This window comes from Candidatus Nanopelagicales bacterium (assembly GCA_018003655.1).
In the GTDB taxonomy this organism is placed as follows: Bacteria; Actinomycetota; Actinomycetes; order S36-B12; family UBA10799; genus JAGNDY01.
In genome coordinates, this window is record JAGNDY010000038.1 from 1 (window position 1) to 19,645 (window position 19,645).

General features: G+C 63.9%; 19 protein-coding genes. 12 read left to right on the forward strand and 7 right to left on the reverse strand.

What is annotated here, in order from left to right; translation table 11 throughout:
- Positions 1–242: hypothetical protein (locus KAZ48_06795; protein ID MBP7972491.1), on the reverse strand; the 242-nt coding region annotated here is incomplete at its 3' end.
- Positions 243–257: 15 nt separating this feature from the next.
- On the reverse strand, positions 258–977 hold the full coding sequence (locus KAZ48_06800) for a PIG-L family deacetylase (protein MBP7972492.1): 720 nt from the start codon (positions 975–977) through the stop codon (positions 258–260).
- 158 nt (positions 978–1,135) lie between these two features.
- Here KAZ48_06800 and pcrA point away from each other — a divergent pair, with 158 nt between their 5' ends.
- Entirely contained in the window at positions 1,136–3,412 is a 2,277-nt protein-coding gene (pcrA, locus tag KAZ48_06805; protein MBP7972493.1) for a DNA helicase PcrA, read from the forward strand.
- On the opposite strand, the gene KAZ48_06810 is transcribed toward pcrA, so the two are convergent.
- On the reverse strand, positions 3,409–4,392 hold the full coding sequence (locus tag KAZ48_06810; protein ID MBP7972494.1) for an alpha/beta fold hydrolase: 984 nt from the start codon (positions 4,390–4,392) through the stop codon (positions 3,409–3,411). The two genes, pcrA and KAZ48_06810, sit on opposite strands and share 4 nt — an antisense overlap.
- Positions 4,393–4,571: 179 nt before the next feature.
- On the opposite strand from KAZ48_06810, the gene KAZ48_06815 reads away from it, so the two are divergent.
- The 11 genes from KAZ48_06815 (at position 4,572) to KAZ48_06865 (ending at position 15,544) form a co-directional block, all read left to right on the forward strand.
- Positions 4,572–4,982 (forward strand): cobalamin B12-binding domain-containing protein, encoded by a 411-nt coding sequence (locus KAZ48_06815; GenBank protein MBP7972495.1) that lies wholly within the window; start codon positions 4,572–4,574, stop codon positions 4,980–4,982.
- A 72-nt stretch (positions 4,983–5,054) separates the two neighbouring features.
- Positions 5,055–6,230 (forward strand): ADP-forming succinate--CoA ligase subunit beta, encoded by a 1,176-nt coding sequence (gene sucC / locus KAZ48_06820; protein MBP7972496.1) that lies wholly within the window; start codon positions 5,055–5,057, stop codon positions 6,228–6,230.
- 15 nt (positions 6,231–6,245) lie between these two features.
- Complete coding sequence (gene sucD, locus KAZ48_06825; GenBank protein ID MBP7972497.1) at positions 6,246–7,130, forward strand: succinate--CoA ligase subunit alpha; 885 nt, start codon at positions 6,246–6,248, stop codon at positions 7,128–7,130.
- 192 nt (positions 7,131–7,322) lie between these two features.
- Positions 7,323–8,561 carry a hypothetical protein gene (locus KAZ48_06830; GenBank protein MBP7972498.1) on the forward strand — a complete coding sequence of 413 codons (1,239 nt, stop codon included), beginning with the start codon at positions 7,323–7,325 and terminating at the stop codon, positions 8,559–8,561.
- Positions 8,446–9,240, forward strand: a complete 795-nt coding sequence (locus KAZ48_06835; protein ID MBP7972499.1) for a phosphoribosylglycinamide formyltransferase — start codon at positions 8,446–8,448, stop codon at positions 9,238–9,240. The genes KAZ48_06830 and KAZ48_06835 overlap by 116 nt, the downstream gene beginning before the upstream one ends.
- The gene (gene purH / locus KAZ48_06840; GenBank protein ID MBP7972500.1) at positions 9,237–10,799 is read left to right on the forward strand and encodes a bifunctional phosphoribosylaminoimidazolecarboxamide formyltransferase/IMP cyclohydrolase; all 1,563 of its coding nucleotides are present in this window, start codon (positions 9,237–9,239) and stop codon (positions 10,797–10,799) included. Before KAZ48_06835 ends, purH begins: the two co-directional genes overlap by 4 nt.
- A gap of 2 nt (positions 10,800–10,801) precedes the next feature.
- Positions 10,802–11,827, forward strand: a complete 1,026-nt coding sequence (locus KAZ48_06845) for a DMT family transporter (GenBank protein MBP7972501.1) — start codon at positions 10,802–10,804, stop codon at positions 11,825–11,827.
- Positions 11,824–12,696, forward strand: coding sequence for a bifunctional methylenetetrahydrofolate dehydrogenase/methenyltetrahydrofolate cyclohydrolase (locus KAZ48_06850; GenBank protein ID MBP7972502.1), 873 nt, complete (start codon positions 11,824–11,826; stop codon positions 12,694–12,696). Before KAZ48_06845 ends, KAZ48_06850 begins: the two co-directional genes overlap by 4 nt.
- An 18-nt stretch (positions 12,697–12,714) precedes the next feature.
- On the forward strand, positions 12,715–13,251 hold the full coding sequence (locus KAZ48_06855; protein ID MBP7972503.1) for a DUF3017 domain-containing protein: 537 nt from the start codon (positions 12,715–12,717) through the stop codon (positions 13,249–13,251).
- Between the two features lie 62 nt (positions 13,252–13,313).
- A complete protein-coding gene (locus KAZ48_06860) occupies positions 13,314–14,270 on the forward strand; it encodes a malate dehydrogenase (GenBank protein ID MBP7972504.1) in 957 nt (318 codons plus the stop codon).
- Positions 14,271–14,329: 59 nt separating this feature from the next.
- The gene (locus tag KAZ48_06865; GenBank protein MBP7972505.1) at positions 14,330–15,544 is read left to right on the forward strand and encodes an NADP-dependent isocitrate dehydrogenase; all 1,215 of its coding nucleotides are present in this window, start codon (positions 14,330–14,332) and stop codon (positions 15,542–15,544) included.
- A gap of 38 nt (positions 15,545–15,582) precedes the next feature.
- Here KAZ48_06865 and KAZ48_06870 read toward each other — a convergent pair whose 3' ends face one another.
- The 4 genes from KAZ48_06870 to KAZ48_06885 form a co-directional block, all read right to left on the reverse strand.
- Positions 15,583–16,260 (reverse strand): hypothetical protein, encoded by a 678-nt coding sequence (locus KAZ48_06870; GenBank protein MBP7972506.1) that lies wholly within the window; start codon positions 16,258–16,260, stop codon positions 15,583–15,585.
- Positions 16,253–17,953, reverse strand: coding sequence for a SulP family inorganic anion transporter (locus KAZ48_06875; protein ID MBP7972507.1), 1,701 nt, complete (start codon positions 17,951–17,953; stop codon positions 16,253–16,255). The genes KAZ48_06870 and KAZ48_06875 overlap by 8 nt, the downstream gene beginning before the upstream one ends.
- Positions 17,954–18,020: 67 nt before the next feature.
- Positions 18,021–19,085, reverse strand: coding sequence for a Gfo/Idh/MocA family oxidoreductase (locus KAZ48_06880; protein MBP7972508.1), 1,065 nt, complete (start codon positions 19,083–19,085; stop codon positions 18,021–18,023).
- Positions 19,082–19,645 (reverse strand): FAD-dependent oxidoreductase (locus KAZ48_06885; GenBank protein ID MBP7972509.1); only part of this gene is annotated, 564 nt, incomplete at its 5' end. The genes KAZ48_06880 and KAZ48_06885, both read right to left, overlap by 4 nt.

A 19,645-nucleotide genomic window follows, 5' to 3' on the forward strand; every position in this document is an offset into this window, starting at 1 on the left:
ACCACGAACTTCACGCCGATCTTGGCGTTGTCGGGAAGGCTGTAGTCGTCGGGATTGCTGTCGTGCAAGGGGTAGGACAGACCGACCAGCGCGACTCCGGTCACCAACTGGGTGAGCGCACCGTGGAGCATCGCGTTGTTGATCGCGCGCGGCGAGGTCTTGATCTGAACCAGGAACCCACCGATCAGCGATGCGAGACCCAGGAAGTGCAGGACAACGAGCAAGTTAAAGATGAAGGACATGCCCGCATCCTTCCATTACGCCGTCGACACGACCATGAACGCCTCGGCCAAGCGCCCTTCCGGCAGGCCAGCAGCGGTCGCGTTCATCGTCAGCCAGCCTCGAATCATTGTGTCCAGTTCGGTCATGTGGGCGGTTTGCGATTCGTGGGAGCGCAACGCTGCCAGCTTGCGATGGAGCGATTCGGTGACGTCGACGTAGCGGTTTGGCGCCTTGGCACTCATCACCCAAACCTCCGGCACCGACCACTCAGCCAAGCCCTCATCGTTGAGCAGCGTCGGGTGCGCGAACGGGTTGCGCGAGTCGGGGTAGACAGCCTGGATCGCGGCTTCGCCGGCGGCGAGGTGATCGGGGTGCGAACCGTAGATCCGTTCCCAGTTGCGCTCGGGCGATTGGATGAGCACCCGCTGTGGCCGTACCTGCCGAATGACGCGGGAGATGTCGCGGCGCAACTCGTGGCTGACCGCCAGTTCGCCGTCCTTGTACCCGAGGAACCGAACATCGGTGACGCCGCAGCAGGCCGCCGCAGCTGTCTGTTCTGCTCGTCGAATCGTGGGGATCTCGCTGCGCGGTACCGCCGGGTCAAAACCGCCGGCATCGCCATCGGTGACGATGCAGTAGGAGACTTCCACCCCCGCGTCAGTAAAGGTTGCGATGGTGCCGCCAGCACCGAAGTCCACGTCGTCTGGGTGCGCGGTGACGACGAGCACCCGTTCGACTTCACTGTCCTCGAGCATGAATGCCTTCCTTGGGTCACGATTCACCCGACAAGTCCGATCCACCCTGGCAACCTCGACCGCCGCTGCCAGTTGAGCGAAGCGGGACGGTCCGGGTCTGACGGCAATGGTAGGCGCCGTGATGACGGACGGTCAGTGGCGCCACCTAGGATCGGTGGGTGGCCGATCCGCTGCTTGACGACTTGAACGAACGCCAGCGCGAGGCGGTCGTTCACTCCGGTACGCCGTTACTCGTGGTTGCCGGTGCTGGCTCCGGCAAGACCAGGGTGTTGACGCGTCGAATCGGGCATGTGGTTCGGGACCGATCTATCGCGCCGTGGGAGATCATGGCAATCACGTTCACCAACAAGGCCGCAGCGGAGATGCGCGAGCGCGTCACCGAACTCGTGGGCTCGCGGGCAGGGTCGATGCAGGTGTCGACGTTCCACTCGGCGTGTGTGCGGATTCTGCGCCGTGAAGCCGACCGCCTCGACCTGCCGACCTCGTTTTCGATCTACGACTCCGCGGATTCGCAGCGGGTATTTGCCGGTGTCATCAAGGACCTTGACTTGGACAGCAAGCGCCACACTCCTAGGGGTTTGGCCTCCCAGGTGTCGAATCTCAAGAACGAACTGATTGATCCAGAGACTTTTGCCAGCCAAGCGGTGGCCCCCCAGGAGAAAGTGCTGGCGCAGGTATACCGCGACTACCAGACTCGGCTGCGGCGCTCCGGTGCGGTGGATTTTGATGACCTGATCGGGCAGACGGTCGCGCTCTTCCAAGCGTTTCCGGAGGCGGCGGCCTACTACCACCAGCGGTTCCGGCACGTACTCGTCGACGAGTACCAGGACACCAATCACGCCCAGTACATGCTGGTCCGGGAGTTCGCTGGCGGATCAGAGGCCGCGCCGACGGCAGAGTTGTGCGTTGTCGGTGATGCAGATCAGTCGATCTACGGATTCCGTGGGGCCACGATCCGGAACATCGAAGATTTTGAGCGGGACTTTCCGGACTCACAGGTCGTCATGCTGGAGCAGAACTACCGTTCCACGCAGAACATCCTCACCGCCGCCAACGCGGTGATTTCGCGCAACATTGAGCGCCGGGAGAAGCGGCTGTGGACTGCGGCCGGCGAGGGCGCGAAGATCGTCGGGTACGTCGCCGATGACGAGCACGATGAGGCAGCGTTCGTCGCGAACGAGATCGAACGGCTCGTCAGGACCGACGATCGAAAAGCTGCCGACATCGCGGTGTTCTATCGAACCAACGCGCAGTCTCGCGCGCTTGAAGAGGTCTTCATCCGCCTCGGGTTGCCCTACAAAGTCGTCGGGGGTCTGCGGTTCTATGAGCGCCGGGAAGTCCGTGACGCGATGGCCTACCTCCGCGCGCTAGTCAACCCGCACGACGACGTCGCGATCCGACGAATCCTCAACACGCCGCGCCGCGGGATCGGTGATACCGCGCAGAACGCCGTGGAGGCGCTGGCTCGGGAGGATCGGTCGTCGTTTGGCGACGCACTGCGGTCGATCGACGAGTCGTCGGGAATCGCCCCTCGGTCGCTCAAGTCGATCCGGGCCTTCGTGCAGATGATGGATGATTTGCGCGCTGAGTTGGACGGTGGCCTCGACGCCGGGGACCTGATCCACGAGATCCTCGAGCGGTCCGGCTACCTGGCGCTGCTCAAGGATTCCCGTGACCCGCAAGACGAGGCGCGGGTCGAGAACCTCGCGGAGTTGGAGTCGGTGGCCGCCGAGTTCGAACGGGACTACCCCGACACGACGGTCGAGGACTTCCTTGAACGGGTATCCCTTGTTGCTGACGCCGATGAGATCCCGGATTCAGATGGCGGGGTCGTCACGTTGATGACCTTGCACACGGCCAAGGGGCTGGAGTTCCCGGCGGTGTTCCTGACCGGTATGGAAGAGGGAGTATTCCCGCATCAACGGGCGACTGATCGCGACGAGTTGGAAGAGGAACGTCGACTGGCCTACGTCGGGGTGACCCGAGCGCGCGAACAGCTCTACATCTCCCGTGCTGTGATGCGTCGGCAATGGGGCGCTCCGGTGAACAGTCCGCCGAGTCGATTCCTCGATGAGCTACCCAGTGAACTCATCGACTGGCGTCGGGACGAGTCGATGGTGTTCAAACGGGTCGACGCCGAATTGCCTAGCCGCAGGATGGCCCCAGGCGACGCCTACCGACGCCGGACACCGAACACGAGCTGGGGATCGGCTCCGGAACTGGTGAAGGCAGCCGCTCGCCCAGGGGCAAAGTCGCCGGGCAATCGCCAGATCGTTGCGCTCAGTCCAGGGGATCGGGTGTTGCACCCGCGGTTTGGGATGGGCACGGTTGTTACCACCGCCGGGGCCGACGAGACATCCGAGGCTTCCGTCGATTTCGGCGGCGAGGGTGTAAAACGACTGCTCCTGCGGTACGCGCCAGTCGAGAAGCTCTAGCGCGCGACCTTCGCAGTCGTGGCGGGCTTGTCACTGGCGCCGACGGGTGAACTCTTGCGCGCTGTGCTGCTGTTGATCGACGTGGCGCCAGCGGCGAGGGTTGAGCCGTCGGTGTCGAGGTGGGACAACGCAGTGGAAATCTCGTGTACGACCCGTCCGTCGACCGGAAGGGACATGTGCCCGACTCCACGTACGAACACGTTGCGAGCATTCAGGTCCGGATGAACGATCCGGGCATTTCGCTGCGGGACGATGACCTGGTCAAGATTTGACCAGATCGCGATCATCCGGGTGCGGCAGTCAGCCGCTGGCTCGTCAAGCTCGGCCAGCAGGTCGCTGTTGGGGCGCAACTGCCGACCAATCGAATGGGGAGCCAACCGCGCGAAGGTCGTGCCAGCGTGCGGTGATCCGAGTGTCACGAGCGTGTGTACCCGCTCGTCGCCGCTGAGTTTCTGGACGTAATAGCGCGCGACCACGCCACCCATGGAGTGGCCAACGATGTGGACGCGCTCGTAGCCCGTCTCGCGGCAAACAGATTCGACGAGCATCGCCAGCCGACGTGCGACGCGGCGAATGTCGTCGGTCAGTGGTGAGTAGTTCAAGGAGATGACGCGACCGAATCCTCGGCGGCTCAGGCTGCGGCGTAGGACGGTGAAGATTGAGTGATTGTCGATCACGCCGTGAACCATGATGATTGGGGTTCCGGCGGCTTCCACGTCTCCGATGATGAGGCCGCGTTGAATGGGCGGCAGGCCCTCCAAGTTGTGCCGTAGCACCTCTTCGCGCGCCTTCTCCTCGACCAGGCCAAGTGGGTACATGGCCAAATGGGTGGCAACCCAAGCAAACTCGATCGCGGTGCCCTTCAACCCGGCGGGGCTCACTACGGCCTTGCGCGCTTTGCGGGTCAGGATCCGTGCGTTACGCGCCCGCTGTCTGGCCCTGCGCATCGGCCCCGTTGGGGTCGCGGGCTCGTCGGACATAAGTTGAAAGGTAACTCACCTCGGGACCAAGTGCAGGTCAATACACCTCGACACTCGTGTGAAAGTCCGCGCGGCTACGCTTCGTAGGTAGAAACCCAGGGCACGCCGGGGCGCCTGTCACGTGCTGTGATTGTCGGCAGTTCGTTCTTCGCGAGCCTGATTGAACCGAAGGAGCAAGCGTGGCGTCCTCACCCATCCGCGTTCTCGTCGCCAAACCGGGCCTCGACGGCCACGATCGCGGTGCCAAAGTTGTCGCCCGAGCACTGCGTGACGCTGGCATCGAAGTGGTGTACACCGGCTTGCACCAGACTCCGGAGATGATCGTCGAGGCAGCCATCCAAGAGGATGTTGACGCGATCGGGATGTCCATCCTGTCCGGCGCGCATATGACCCTCTTCGCGGCAGTTATTGAGCTACTCAAAGAGCGTGACGCCAGCGACATCGTGGTGTTTGGCGGCGGCATCATTCCCGAGGACGACATTGAGCCGCTGCACGAGTTGGGGGTCGCGAAGGTGTTCACCCCGGGCACCACCACCACCGAGATCGTCGAGTGGGTTCGATCAACCGTAGGCCCAGCGACCGCAGCCTAGATGGTGCGGGTTTAGGCTCGTAGAGTTTGCAGAACCCCATCGGAAACTGATAACTGACTGCGGAGTTGGCACGTGGATCTATACGAATACCAGGCCAAGGAACTGTTTGCGGCACACAATGTGCCAACTCAAACTGGCGAAGTCGTGGTGACCCCGGCTGAGGCCCAAGCCGCCGCGCAGCGCATTGGGACGACAGTCGTCGTCAAGGCGCAGGTGAAGACCGGTGGGCGCGGCAAGGCAGGCGGCGTCAAGCTGGCCGCTACCCCCGACGAGGCCGCCGAGAAGGCCGAAGGCATCTTGGGGCTGGATATCAAAGGCCACATTGTCAACAAGGTCCTGATCACGCAGGCTAGCGATATCGAGGAGGAGTACTACGTATCCTTCCTGCTCGACCGCTCCAACCGGTCCTTCCTGGCGATGGCTAGCGTCGAGGGTGGCGTGGAGATCGAAGAGGTTGCGGTCAACAACCCCGATGCGCTGGTCAAGAAGCACATCGACGCGCTGACCGGGGTGGACAAGGCCACGGCCATGGAGATCGTGGTCGAGGCCGGCTTCCCCGAGGCGGTGGCGGATCAGGTCGCCGATGTCTTGGTCACCCTGTGGGACACCTTCGTCAATGAGGACGCGACGCTGGTCGAGGTCAACCCGCTGGTGAAGGATCCGAGCGGAAAGATCTTGGCCCTCGATGGCAAAGTCACCCTGGATGACAATGCTGGTTTCCGTCATCCCGACCACGAGGCCTTGGTCGACAACGCAGCGACCGATCCACTGGAACTCAAGGCCACCGAGAAGGGCCTCAACTACGTCAAGCTCACTGGCGAGGTCGGCATCATCGGCAACGGAGCTGGCTTGGTCATGAGCACGCTGGATGTCGTGGCCTACGCCGGTGAGGAATTCGGGGGCGTCAAACCCGCCAACTTCCTCGACATTGGTGGCGGAGCCTCTGCCCAGGTCATGGCCGACGGCCTCGATGTCATCCTCGGAGATCCCGAGGTGAAGGCGGTGTTCGTCAACGTCTTCGGTGGCATCACCTCCTGCGACGCGGTCGCAAACGGCATTGTGCAGGCGATCGAGATGCTCGCCGCCAAGGGCCACAACGTCGACAAGCCGCTCGTCTGTCGCCTCGACGGCAACAACGCCGCTGAAGGTCGTCGAATCCTCGACGAGGCTGAGCACGACATCATCGAACTTGTCGACACCATGGACGACGCCGCACGTCGGGTCGCCGAACTAGCAGCGTCGGTCTGAGAGGGAACGAACACCATGGCTATCTATCTCAACGAGAACTCCCGCGTGCTAGTGCAGGGCATCACGGGCTCTGAGGGCACCAAGCACACCAACCGCATGATCGCTGGCGGGACCAACATCGTCGCTGGCGTGACGCCGGGCAAGGGTGGACAGACCGTCGAATCAAACGGTCAGACCATCCCGGTTTTCAATACCGTCGGCGAGGCAGTGGAGTCGACCGGTGCCGATGTCTCGGTGGTCTTCGTGCCGCCGAAGTTCACCAAAGCGGCCGTTATCGAGACGGTCGACGCGGGCGTACCACTGTGTGTCGTGATCACCGAGGGTGTCCCGGTCCACGACACCGCCTACTTCTTCGCTTACTCGCTGGAGCACGGCAATACGCGCATCATCGGCCCGAACTGCCCCGGCCTCATCAGCCCAGGCAAGTCCAACGCTGGCATCATCCCCGGCGACATCACCAAGGCCGGTCGCATCGGCCTGGTATCCAAGTCCGGCACGTTGACCTACCAGATGATGTTCGAGTTGCGTGATCTTGGCTTCTCCACCTGCGTCGGCATTGGTGGAGACCCGATCATCGGCACTACCCACATCGACTGCTTGCAGGCGTTCCAAGACGATCCCGAGACCGATGCCATCGTCATGATCGGCGAGATCGGTGGCGACGCTGAGGAGCGCGCGGCCGCGTACATCGGCGAGCACATCACCAAGCCCGTCGTCGGTTACGTCGCCGGCTTCACGGCTCCCGAGGGCAAGACGATGGGCCACGCGGGCGCGATCGTCTCCGGTTCTTCCGGCACCGCTGCGGCCAAGAAGGATGCGCTCGAGGCAGTGGGCGTCAAAGTCGGCAAAACGCCGTCGGAGACCGCTGTGCTGATGCGGCAGATCATCGAATCGCTGTAGCTCGAACGGCGTCCGGCGGGTCGAGAGCCCGTTGTGCGCTGATTCAGTGCGAGGCTAGCGGACATGGCTTATCGGCGACTGGAGTTGCGCCGCGCCGCGAGGCGTGATGCTTCCGCCGGTGCGCGGCCGCCGTCGCGCGGGGGCCGCCAACCCACCCCTGAAGGCGGGCGGCGACAGGCCTGGACCCGGGTCATGCGCAGCCGCGCGGACGCCGTCACCGAACGGCTCAGCGCACCGATGGCCAGCGCATTGGCCGCTGGGTGGAGCGCAGTCATCACCCTGCTGATCGTCGGTGCAGTGGTCATTGGTGCCTGGATCATGGGCGCAGGCTCCGGCGATGTCGGCAGTGCCCTGGACATGACCGGAACGGCCTGGCTGGTCGCCCATCACATCCCGGTATCCATTCCCGGCGGTTCGGTGTCGGAGTTGCCCGTGGGGATCGTGTTGCTGCCCGGCTGGTTGTTGTGGCGCGCGGGCAGTTGGGCAGCACGACGCAGCGGTGCCTGCATGTGGCGCGAACTGCGAGTCGGAGTGGCTGCGGCCGCTGGCGTGTATGCGACGTTCGGCCTGTTCCTGGCTGGGTTCACCGCCACGGACTCGGCGTCGGTCGAGCCCCTGTACGCATTGATCGGAAGCGGACTATTCGCAGTGCTGGCGTTCGGGGGAGGCGCATCCTGGCAGGCTGGGCTCTGGCCCTCGTTGGCCGATCGATTCACCCCCACCATGCGGCGACGGACGCACGCAGCCGTCACTGGATTCATGGCCCTGCTGGCTGCTGCGGCCAGCTTGATCGCAATCTCCCTGGTTGTTCACTTCAGCACTGCCAAACAGATGCTGGCCCAACTCGGCCCAGGCCTGCTCGGCAACGTGTTTCTGTTGCTGCTCGGGGTGGCCTACCTGCCCAATGCCCTGAGTTGGGCAGTCGGATACCTGGTCGGACCGGGCTTCGCCGTCGGCGGGACTACGTCGGTATCGATGTTCGGGGTCAGTGCCGGAGCATTGCCAGCGTTCCCGTTGTTCGCAGCGGTACCCGGAAGTGCCGCGCCGTGGGCTCCGGCCTTGCTCGTGTTCCCACTTATCGCGGGCGGGTTGGCCGTCAAAGTTCTCCATCGGGACGGACCCTTGCCGATCCGCAGCGTGGCCTCGCTGCGCGAGCGCGTATGGGTCGCGGGCATCGCCGCGGGCGCTGTGTTGGTGCTGTGCGTCGTGGGCGGGGGCGGGCTCGGTTCCGGCCGGCTGGCCATGATGGGCCCGAGCGCAATTCCGGTAGCGCTGGCCACCTTCGCCCTGTTCATCGTCGGTGGTCTGCTGACCGATGTCGGGCGTTCCCTGCGCCGGTGGCGGTCGAGGCGAACCATGGTCGACGTCACCGATCAGCCAGCCGAGATGCCAAAGCGTTCGCGCCTTCGCCGTGAGTTCAAGGGCCAGTAATCGCAGCCAGGCACTCATCAGTGCGGCGGAGCAGTGGCTCGGTCGGTGCGCATCTAGGATCGGTCGTGTGAGTGATCCGCGCGCGCGCCTAGTCGTGTTGATATCCGGCACCGGATCCAACCTCCAGGCACTCATCGATGCAACCGCCGAGGACTACCCGGCGCAGGTGGTCGCGGTCGGTGCAGACCGAGCTGGAATCACCGGCCTGGATCGAGCCGCGGCAGCAGGCATCCCCACCTTCGTGGTCGATCCCGCCGACCACCGCGATCGCGTTGCCTGGGACCAGGAACTGACGCGGCAGATTCAACGGTTCGAACCGGACTGGGTGGTCAGTGCCGGATTCATGCGGATCCTGCGCGAGGAGGTTCTGCGCGCGTTCCCGGATCAGATCGTCAATACCCACCCAGCGCTGTTGCCGGCATTCCCGGGTGCCCACGCGGTACGAGACGCTATTGCCTACGGTGTGAAAGTGACCGGGTGCACGATCCACTTGGTTGATGCCGGGGTGGACACGGGACCGGTGCTGGCCCAGGCAAGTGTTGACATGCAGCGCGACGACAACGAGGCGAGCTTGCATGAGCGCATCAAAGTGCTCGAACGGGAATTGCTCGTGGACACCATCGAACGGCTGTGCCGTCAATCGTTATCCATCTCCGGAAGGCAGGTTTGGTTCCAGTGACCGAACGACCAATACGACGCGCGTTAATTTCGGTATACGACAAAACCGGGATTGGCGAGCTCGCGCAGACGTTATCCCAGGCAGGAGTTGAGATCGTCTCGACCGGATCGACTGCCAAGACCATCGCTGAACTCGGGATCGACGTGACCCAGGTCGCGGATCTGACGGAGTTTCCGGAGATGCTCGATGGTCGAGTGAAGACACTTCATCCCCGGGTTCACGCCGGCATCCTGGCCGACACCAGACTCGCCGAACACCTTGTCCAACTCGAGGAACAAGGCGTCGCTCCGTTTGAGCTGGTCATCGTGAACCTGTACCCATTCTCGGCAACGGTCGCCAGCGGGGCCAGCCAAGACGAGTGCATCGAACAGATCGACATCGGTGGTCCGTCGATGGTCAGGGCAGCGGCAAAGAATCACCCGTCGGTGGCCGTGGTTGTCTCGCCGAGTCGCTACCCCGAGGTCGTTAGTGCCGTCGAAAGCGGCGGCTTCAACCTCGCGCAACGGCAGGCGTTGGCGGCGGAGGCATTCCGGCACACCGCTAGCTACGACGTTGCAGTTGCGTCGTGGATGGGCAACGTCGTCGCCCCGGAGCACGGCGAGGCAGGCTTCCCAGGGTGGGTTGCCGGTGTGTGGGAGCGTGCCGAGATCCTGCGCTACGGCGAGAACCCGCACCAGCCAGCCGCCCTGTACGTCACCGAGCATTCGGCGCCAGGACTCGCCCAAGCCGAGCAACTGCACGGCAAGCCAATGTCCTACAACAACTACGTCGATGCCGACGCCGCGCGCCGCAGCGCGTACGACTTCAACGAACCGGCAGTCGCCATCATCAAGCACGCCAATCCTTGCGGCGTGGCAACCGGCTCCGACATCGCGGTCGCCTACGCCAAGGCCCACGAGACTGACCCGATCTCCGCCTTCGGTGGCGTCATCGCGACTAATCGCGAGGTGTCGGCGGAGATGGCGAGCAACGTCGTCGATGTTTTCACGGAGGTGATCGTGGCGCCGGCCTTCGCGCCCGAGGCCCTGACCGTGCTGCAGCAGAAGGCAAATCTGCGGATCCTGCAGGCTAGTCCGGTCGAGACAGGGCCGCGGGTCGAGACGCGACCGATCAGCGGCGGACTGTTGATGCAGGCCAAGGATGCGATCTCGGCCGAGGGCGACGACCCATCCAACTGGCGCTTGGTAGCGGGACAGGCCTGCGATGAATCGACCCTTGCCGACCTGGCGTTCGCGTGGCGAGCGTGCCGCGGGGTCAAGAGCAACGCAATCTTGATTGCCAGTGACACGGCTGCGGTCGGGATTGGCATGGGGCAGGTCAATCGCGTTGATTCCGCCCGGCTCGCGGTCACGCGCGCCGGTGAAGACCGAGTTCGCGGCGCGGTCGCTGCCTCAGACGCATTCTTTCCCTTCCCCGATGGCCTTGAAGTGCTGCTGGAGGCAGGCGTGCGCGCGGTTGTCTCACCGGGGGGCTCGGTGCGCGATGAGGAAGTGATTGCCGCGGCAGCTGCAGCGGGCGCGACCATGTACTTCACTGGCACACGGCACTTCTTCCACTAGTGGTGTCGCGGCACCAGGGACCCACCTCGGTAGCGACGGCCCATCACTCGCGCGCGATCCTGGCGACCGCCATGTTTGGCGCATTCGTGGTCGGCTCGCTGACCGTGGTGCAGTCGCGCATCAATGGCGAACTCGGCAAAGTGCTCGATGACGGCATCTACGCGGCCTGGTTGAGCTTCGGCGTCGGGTTGATTGTGGTCGCTGCCATCGCCCTGCTCATTCCGCGACAACGCGCGTCCCTTCGCAGAGTGGGTGCTGCTGTGCGCGGTCATGCGGGAGCGAAGCTACGGCTGCCACCGTGGCAGCTGCTCGGGGGACTGGGCGGTGCGACCTTCGTTGCGGCGCAGGGTCTGACGGTGCAGTACCTCGGGGTCGCCGTATTCACGGTCGCGGTCGTTGCCGCCCAGAACGGCAACTCCCTCTTCGTGGATCGATTCGGGTTAGGACCGGCGGGGATCCAGCGGTTTACCGCTCGACGAGTCATCGCAGCGTTGATTGCGACGCTGGGCGTGGCGATCGCCGTTTCCAGCCAGGTCAGCAGCGGTTCGCTGGTTGTTCCGGCGTTGTTGCTCGCGCTATTCGCCGGTGCCGTTATTGCGATTCAACAAGCCATCAATGGCCGCGTTGCCGTGGTCGCCCACTCGCCGTGGTCGGCTGGATTCGTCAACTTCGTCGTTGGCTGGCTGGGGCTGACCGTGGCGCTGCTGATCGGCCACCTGGTCCGACCCCACAACTGGGTGAGCCCACCAAACCCGCTGCAGAACCCGGTGCTGTGGTTCGGTGGCCTCATCGGTGTCACCTTTATCGTGGTCGCCGCCAGCGTCGTTCGAACCCTCGGTGTCCTGCTCTTCGCGCTGCTCTCGATCGCTGGTCAGGTGACGGGAGCGCTCGTCCTTGACATCGCGTTCCCGGAGGCTGGTCGGCCGGTGAGCGTCACTCTCGTCGTCGGAGTGCTGGTGACGGGTGGGGCAGTTGCGCTCGCCGCTGTCGGTCGCGCTTCCGGACGGGGGCATAATCGGGGAACGTGACTGCACAAATTCTCAATGGCAAGGTCGCCGCGGCTGCTGTTAAGGCAGAACTCGCTGCGCAGGTCGGGCAACTGGTCGCCGCAGGCATCCGGCCCGGCCTCGGCACCGTGTTGGTCGGGGAGGACCCGGGCAGCCAGGCCTACGTCAGTGGCAAGCATCGTGACTGTGCCGAGGTCGGCATCCGCTCGATTCGGGTTGATCTGCCCGCAGACGCTCACGCTGATCAGGTGATGTCGGCCATCGACACTCTCAACGCTGATCCCGATTGCACCGGTTACATCGTGCAACTGCCGCTGCCAGCCCACCTCGATCAGCAGGCTGTACTGGAGGCGATGGATCCGAACAAGGATGCCGACGGCCTGCATCCGGTCAACCTTGGCCGGTTGGTCCTCGGGGCAGCCGGTGCGCTGCCCTGCACGCCACGAGGAATCGTCGAGTTGTTGCGCTTCTACGACGTGCCGATTGCCGGGGCGGACGTGTGCATCATTGGCCGCGGCGTCACGGTTGGACGGCCACTGGGTCTGCTGCTGACCCGACGCACCGAGAATGCAACGGTGACGCTGTGCCACACAGGAACGCGCGACTTGGCCGAAAAGACACGGCAGGCCGACATCGTGGTGGCTGCCGCGGGTGTCGCTGGCCTCATTACCGCTGACATGATCAAGCCTGGTGCGGCCGTACTCGATGTCGGAATCACGCGCACCGCAGATGGTCTGGCTGGCGACCTAGCCAAGTCGGTCTTCGACGTCGCTGGCCACGTCGCGCCCATGCCAGGCGGCGTTGGGCTCATGACGCGGGCGATGCTGCTGCGCAACGTCGTGGAAACCGCTCAAAACAGGTGCGGACATAACGGGGAAAACGGTGGCTAACCGCCTATGTTGGGGTTTGTGACTGCCAGCGCGGACCGTCGACCCGAGCCTGAGGTCGATCCGCTGCGTGCTCGCGAGTCCCAAACCGCTCCGGATTCGAACACCGCGGCCGATTCGCAGACCGCTCCGGATCCGCGTTCAGACCTACCGTTGCCAGTTGGCAATGTCGTTCCGCTGCGATCAGCGAGCGAGCGAGCGGTCCACCGTCAATACGTGACTTCCGGCGCTGAGCGTACCGCGGCGGTGGATGCTCAACCGTCGCGCAAACCCACTCCGATATTTGGCTCTGCCGCCGTGCATCTGCCGCAGTGGCCCATTTCGCTGGTCCTCTGCGGCATGGCTATTGGGCTCATCGTGGTCGCGACCAACTCTGTCCATACCGGGTGCATCGTCCTGGGCGCATCGGTCGCTGTCGCGTTCCTGCTTCGGCTAGTCCTCACCGATCGCGACGCAGGGATGCTCAGGGTTCGCGGGCGAGTCGCGGACCTCATCGTCTTCGGCAGCTTCGCTTCGGGCCTGCTGCTGTTCGCGTTCTGGGTACCGGCGCCCAATTAGCCAAGCCGTGCCAAGTAGAGTCGAACCACGGAATTTCCTAGTGGGAGGGCCTCAACTTCATCATGGCGCGTTCGGGCAAAGTCTCGGTAATTGGAGCAGGTTTCTACGGTTCGATGACGGCGCTGCGGCTCGCCGAATACGACGTGTTCGCCACCGTCGTTCTCACCGACATCGTTGACGGCAAAGCCGAGGGCATCGCCCTGGATATGAACCAAGCCCGCCCCATCGAGGGCTACGAGACCAAGGTCGTGGGCAAGACCACCGGAACTGACGGTTCGGGCTACGACGTGATCGCTGACTCGCAGATCGTCGTGATCACTGCTGGTTTGCCACGCAAGCCCGGGATGAGCCGGATGGACTTGATCGAGACGAACGCCAGGATCGTTCGTGGCGTGGCCGAGCAGGTTGCCACGCACGCACCGGACGCGGTCGTCATCGTGGTCTCCAACCCGCTCGACGAGATGACTGCACTCACCCAGCGCGCGACCGGTTTCCCGCACCATCGCGTCATCGGGCAGGCGGGCATGCTGGACACCGCCCGCTTCACTCACTTCGTCGCCGAGAAGCTCGACGTTGAGGTCGGTTCGGTCCGGACCCTCACACTCGGTTCACACGGCGACACCATGGTTCCGGTTCCGAGCAAATGCACCGTCGACGGCAAACCGCTAACGGACTTCCTGAGCGCGGAGCAGATCGACGAGTTGGTCGATCGCACACGCAATGGCGGCGCTGAAGTTGTCGCTCTGCTGAAGACCGGTTCGGCCTACTTCGCGCCCTCGGCTGCCGCTGCCCGCATGGCCAAGGCTGTCCACGATGATGCTGGCGCTGTGATGCCGGTGTGTGCTTGGGTCAGCGGTGAACACGGCGTTGATGGCGTCTACCTCGGCGTCGAGGCCGAAATCGGTAGCGCCGGTGTCCGCAAGGTCGTCGAGACCGACCTCACCGACGACGAGTTGGCGGCGCTGCATACCGCTGCCGAGGCTGTTCGGGCCAAGCAAGCCGACGTAGCGAGCCTGTAGTCGAACCGCCCGCCGTCTGGTCTGGCCGCGGGAACGCCCCAACGTAGAAGGGTCCTCGCATGGCCAAGATCAAGGTACTCAATCCGGTCGTTGAGCTCGACGGTGACGAGATGACCCGCATCATCTGGTCCTTCATCCGGGAGCAGTTGATCCTGCCCTACCTCGACATCGACCTGAAGTACTACGACTTGGGTATCGAGAGCCGTGACGCCACCGATGACCAGATCACCATCGACTCGGCAAACGCCATCAGGAAGTACGGCGTTGGAGTCAAGTGCGCAACCATCACCCCGGACGAGGCTCGTGTTGCGGAGTTCGGTCTAAAGGAGATGTGGAAGTCGCCCAACGGCACGATTCGCAACATCCTCGGTGGCGTCATCTTCCGTGAGCCGATCATCATCAGCAACATCCCTCGACTGGTTCCCGGCTGGACCAAGCCGATTGTGATTGGCCGCCACGCCTTCGCCGATCAGTACCGCTCGACCAACTTCGTCGTACCCGGTGAAGGAACCCTGACGATGACGTTCACGCCGAAGGACGGCTCGGCCCCGATGGAGTTCGACGTCTTCGACTTCCCGGGTGGTGGCGTCGCAATGGGTATGTACAACCTGGACGATTCCATCCGCGACTTTGCCCGCGCCTCGCTGCGCTACGGACTGAACCGCAACTACCCCGTCTACCTGTCCACCAAGAACACCATCCTCAAGGCCTACGACGGTCGGTTCAAGGACATCTTCGCAGAGGTTTACGACAGTGAGTTCAGGGCCGAGTTTGAGGCTGCCGGACTGACTTACGAACATCGCCTGATCGACGACATGGTCGCCGCTGCGATGAAGTGGGAGGGGGGCTACGTCTGGGCCTGCAAGAACTACGACGGCGACGTCCAATCCGACACCGTCGCTCAGGGCTTCGGTTCGCTGGGCCTGATGACGTCGGTGCTGATGACGCCGGACGGCAAGACCGTCGAGGCGGAGGCGGCCCACGGAACGGTCACTCGCCACTATCGCCAACACCAGCAGGGCCAGCCGACCTCGACCAATCCGATCGCATCGATTTTCGCCTGGACGCAGGGGTTGGCCCACCGCGGGACCATGGACGGCACCCCAGCGGTGACGGCGTTTGCCGAGACTCTCGAGCGGGTCTGTGTCGAGACCGTGGAGTCCGGGAAGATGACCAAGGACCTCGCCTTGCTCGTCGGCCCAGAACAACCGTGGCTTACCACCCAAGAGTTCCTGGCCGCGATTGACCAGAACCTGCAGCAGGCTCTGGCGTAATTCAGGGCGCTAACTGCCCAACTCCTAACCGCGAGCGCCTATCGACCTTTGGCCTTCCAGCCTTTGACCGCGCGTCGCCAGAGTTCGTCGGGCACATCGGCTAAGTCGACCGGATCGCGATCGCGCATCGCGGCGGCTTTGTTCTTCTTCACCCGGTACACGGTCCACACGATTCCGGTGGTTTCATCCAACTGACTCACCACGTGTGCGGGGTCATCGATGCGTGCCCCGTTGGCAACTGCAGCACGTCCGCCCAGATCGGCCTTCTTGTTGATCTGGGCATCGCCAAACACGGCGACCTGACCGCCAACCCGAGCATTGCCGGAGACCAGGGCATCGTCAAATACCCAGGCATCGTCAGTGATGACCGCGTTGCCGTCGACCTCCGCACGACCGGAGACCTGCGCGTTGCCGCTGATCTGGGCGTTCCCCGAGACTTCCGCGTGGCCAGAGATGGCCGCGTCGCCGGTCACCAGCGATTGACCGTGGACCCATGCTCGACCGCTGACGCGGGCGTTGCCGGTGACTTTGGCCTTGCTAGAAACGCGCGCGTTGCCGCTGACCACAGCCTTCTTCTTGACCTTCGCACGGTCTTCGAGGCTCGCCTGATCCTCGACGGCGGCGTTCTTGCCCAACTTCGCTGACTTGGCGATCTGCGGATCGCTGGGCAACTGGTCAGGGTCGGTGCCCGCATTGTCTTGCGCGTCGTCAGTCATCGCCTGCTCCGTGGGTTCGTCGGTGCGTTGGTCCGAGCGTTTGTACTGCCTCTTCTACCGAATCAAAAACCCGTTCACCTGCGAGTTCACGTGCAATTCCCCCACGGTTCAGCGCTTCTTCAGTTCGGCCGATGTGGCAAGCCATGGCAAACGTCACTTCGCGCAGTACGCAGACCTCGATGATCTGCTTGAGCGCATCGATTCCAGTGAAGTCGATGTCGTCGATGCGGGTGCCATCAAGCACCAGCAACAGCGGTTTTCCCGGTCCATCCCTGATCTCATCGACCATGGCGAGCTTGAACCAGTTCGCGTTGCCGAACCACAGCGGCCCATTGAGCCGATAGGCCTCCACGCCGGTGGGCACGTGGGATCGGTCGTCGACTTCCGGCAGCCAGGCGCCGTCGTCGGTGCGTCCGAGGGGCAGGAGTTCCGGTCGAGCAGCGACTTTGGCGCGATAGATGAACGCGATCAAAACGGCGAGCGCAAGGCCAATCTCGATGCCTAGCAGGATGACACCGGACATCGTCAGCATCATCAGTCCGAAGGATCGCCACGAGTAGTGGTACATCGCCTTCATGTCATCGAGGCGGAATATCTTGGTCGCAATGTAGATCAATACGGCCGACAGAATCGACATCGGCAGATTGGCGATCAGGTGTCCGGCGAAGAGAATCAGGACCAGTGTGATCGTCGCCGCGACCAGGGCCGCAGCTTGGGTCCTTCCCCGCGAGTCGGCGAGGATGGTGGACGACGGGGGACTGGCGTCGAGGGCAAACGAACCAACCAGGCTTGACGCCACGTTCGCCGCACCGATCGCGCGAAAGTCACTAGTGACATCGGATTCGTAGCCACCGAGGGCCGCCATCGTCCGACTCGTTGCCGAGGTCTGCGCCAAGCAGATGATGGCAACGCCGATCGCGGTGGGGAGCACGATCCACATCGTGTCCAAGGACAGCGCCGGCAGGGTGATCGAGGGCAATCCCGCTGGTAGTGCGCCAAGTACCGCGACGCCGCTGCCAGCGAGGTTCAGGGCGGTGCTCGCGACCGTCGCGACGACGAGCACAGTCAGCGCGGTCGGGAACTTGGGTGCGAACCGCGGAACGGTCAGCAGCGCCGCAAGAGCCAGGACACCGACGACCAGCGTCTCCACGCTCGTCTCACCGAGGTTCCCGATGACCGACAGGACCCGCGGAATCGGCAGGCTGCCGGTGGCCTCAACGCCGAACAACCCCGGTAGCTGATGGACCACGATCGTGACTGCGATGCCGCCGAGGAATCCCGTGACAACCGGTTTGGAGAGCAGGTCGCCCACCCAGTTCAACTGCGCGACGCCGACGATCAGCAAGATGATGCCCACCAGCAGAGTGGTCACCGCGACGTATCCCACGTATCGGGGGGAGCCCGCGACGGCAAAGGTGGCCAGACCAGCGGCGAGGATCGGGGCCACCGTGCTGTCGCACCCCAAGGCCAAGTGACGATTGCCGGAGATGACGGCACCAATCACGCAGGCTACAAAGAAGCCGTAGAGCCCGGTGATTGGTGGCATCCCGGCAAGTTGGGCAGTGGCCAGTTGGCCCGGAATGGTGATCGCTCCGAACGTGATTCCGGCCAGCAGATCGCGTCGACCCCAGCGGCGGCGATACCCACGCATCGTCGGGAAGGCGGTCAGCATCGATGCAGTGCCGGTCGCCATGTTCCACGACGTTAGTCATGTGACACTCGCGAGGCATCTCGGGCCGCTCTAGCGAGCAGGCCCGGACCTATGCGGTCAGGTTCACGAAGGTCCTCGACGCTGACGATTCGCGGGCCGCTTCGATGATCCGCAGCGTGGTCACGGCGTCGGATGGATCAACCGGCGGCGGCCCACCATCCCGAAGAGCGGCGGCCAGCGCCCGGTAGAAGGCTGGGTAGTCGCCTGGGTGTGTGGGTAGCGGCCCAGGGGTGGTTGTTCCGCTCAGGGTACCCCAATCGTCTGCTGGCAGTACGCCCCAACCAGCGCCCGGTAGGTCTCCACGTCGTAGGGCCGCTTCCTGCGGGTCAAGTCCCCAGGAAACATACGCGCCTTCAGTGCCGAGCAGTCGCAGTCGGGGCCCCAGGTCCGCAGCGGTAGCGCTCATCGTCAGGTGCGAGCGGGTTCCACCGGCATGGGTCAGGGCAAGGAAGGCATTGTCTTCCGCGATCGCGCTGGGGCGGACAGCGTCAACCTCGGCGTAGACCCCGGTAACCACGCCGAAGAGCAGGACCGCCTGGTCGATCAGGTGACTACCCAGGTCAAGGAGGATGCCGCCGCCTTCTTCAGCTGGTGTCTGGTCCTTCCAGGCATCAGAAACTTCTGGTCGCCACTTCTCGAACCGAGATTCGAACAGGGCGACCGCCCCTAGCGTCCCAGACTCAACAAGCTCGGTCGCAGTGAGGAAGTCACCGTCCCAGCGGCGGTTCTGGTAGGTCGTCAGCAGCACCTGGGCGGCGTCGGCGGCGACGATCAGGTCCGCTGCCTGCGCGCTAGTTAACGCCAATGGCTTGTCAACGACTGTGCCGACTCCGTGCTCGATGCAGTCGCTGGCCAGTTGTACGTGTGAGCTATTGGGTGTTGCGATCACGACGGCGTCGAGGGTGAGTTCCCATAGCGTCGCAACGTCAGGCACGACGGTAGTGGTTGGGTAGCGTTGCCCGATCTCGTCCGCGCGTTCGGGGCTCCCGGTGACGATCGCAGCCAACTCCAGACCGGCGGTGGTGCTGATGATCGGAGCGTGGAAGGCCGAGCCGGCGAGTCCGTAGCCGATGAGGCCAATCTTGGCTGCGCCCGTTGAGACCGGGACCGTCATCGGATCGACCCCAGGTCAGCCAGTACGGCTTCGGCTGCGCGACGACCACTCACGAGGGCCCCCTGGATGCTCGATGTGTCACGGTGATCACCGGCGACGTAGCGCCCATCACCGAGGCGCACCGGCTTGCGAACGGTCAATGGTGGCGGCATCGCTGGCAAGGCGTGCGGAATGTCGAACTTCCCCACGAGTTGCCAGCGCGTGGTATCCACTCCGAATAGCAAACCCGCATGACGCGCTGCCCCCGCATCGTCGGTCACGCCCGGGTGGGTGCCCAAGGAGCTGCTGGCGACCAGGACGCGGCCGTCGGAGGCGTACGTGGGAGCGGCATTACTCATTACCACGGAATTGACCAGCGGGCCACGGTTCTCCCCGTCGAGGACCAGGATTGGCTCGCCGCCGGCAAGCTCGCTGGGGTCCTGGTCGGCCACGTGGTACCAGGTGGTGACGGCATTCATTTGGGGCGCCGCGAAGCCAGCCACGAGTTTGCCAACTGAGGTCGGATCGACGGCGATCACCACTGCCCTGGCACGAATCGTTCCCTGGGTGGACGCGACCAC

What these genes read in the sequence shown, in the direction of transcription:
- KAZ48_06800 (MBP7972492.1), bottom strand. Translation starts at nt 977, where the DNA reads ATGCTCGAGGACAGTGAAGTCGAACGGGTGCTCGTCGTCACCGCGCAC.
- KAZ48_06810 (MBP7972494.1), bottom strand. Translation starts at nt 4,392, where the DNA reads ATGTCCGACGAGCCCGCGACCCCAACGGGGCCGATGCGCAGGGCCAGA.
- sucD (MBP7972497.1), top strand. Translation starts at nt 6,246, where the DNA reads ATGGCTATCTATCTCAACGAGAACTCCCGCGTGCTAGTGCAGGGCATC.
- KAZ48_06830 (MBP7972498.1), top strand. Translation starts at nt 7,323, where the DNA reads ATGCGCAGCCGCGCGGACGCCGTCACCGAACGGCTCAGCGCACCGATG.
- KAZ48_06835 (MBP7972499.1), top strand. Translation starts at nt 8,446, where the DNA reads ATGTCGGGCGTTCCCTGCGCCGGTGGCGGTCGAGGCGAACCATGGTCG.
- KAZ48_06860 (MBP7972504.1), top strand. Translation starts at nt 13,314, where the DNA reads ATGGCGCGTTCGGGCAAAGTCTCGGTAATTGGAGCAGGTTTCTACGGT.
- KAZ48_06865 (MBP7972505.1), top strand. Translation starts at nt 14,330, where the DNA reads ATGGCCAAGATCAAGGTACTCAATCCGGTCGTTGAGCTCGACGGTGAC.
- KAZ48_06870 (MBP7972506.1), bottom strand. Translation starts at nt 16,260, where the DNA reads ATGACTGACGACGCGCAAGACAATGCGGGCACCGACCCTGACCAGTTG.
- KAZ48_06875 (MBP7972507.1), bottom strand. Translation starts at nt 17,953, where the DNA reads ATGGCGACCGGCACTGCATCGATGCTGACCGCCTTCCCGACGATGCGT.
- KAZ48_06880 (MBP7972508.1), bottom strand. Translation starts at nt 19,085, where the DNA reads ATGACGGTCCCGGTCTCAACGGGCGCAGCCAAGATTGGCCTCATCGGC.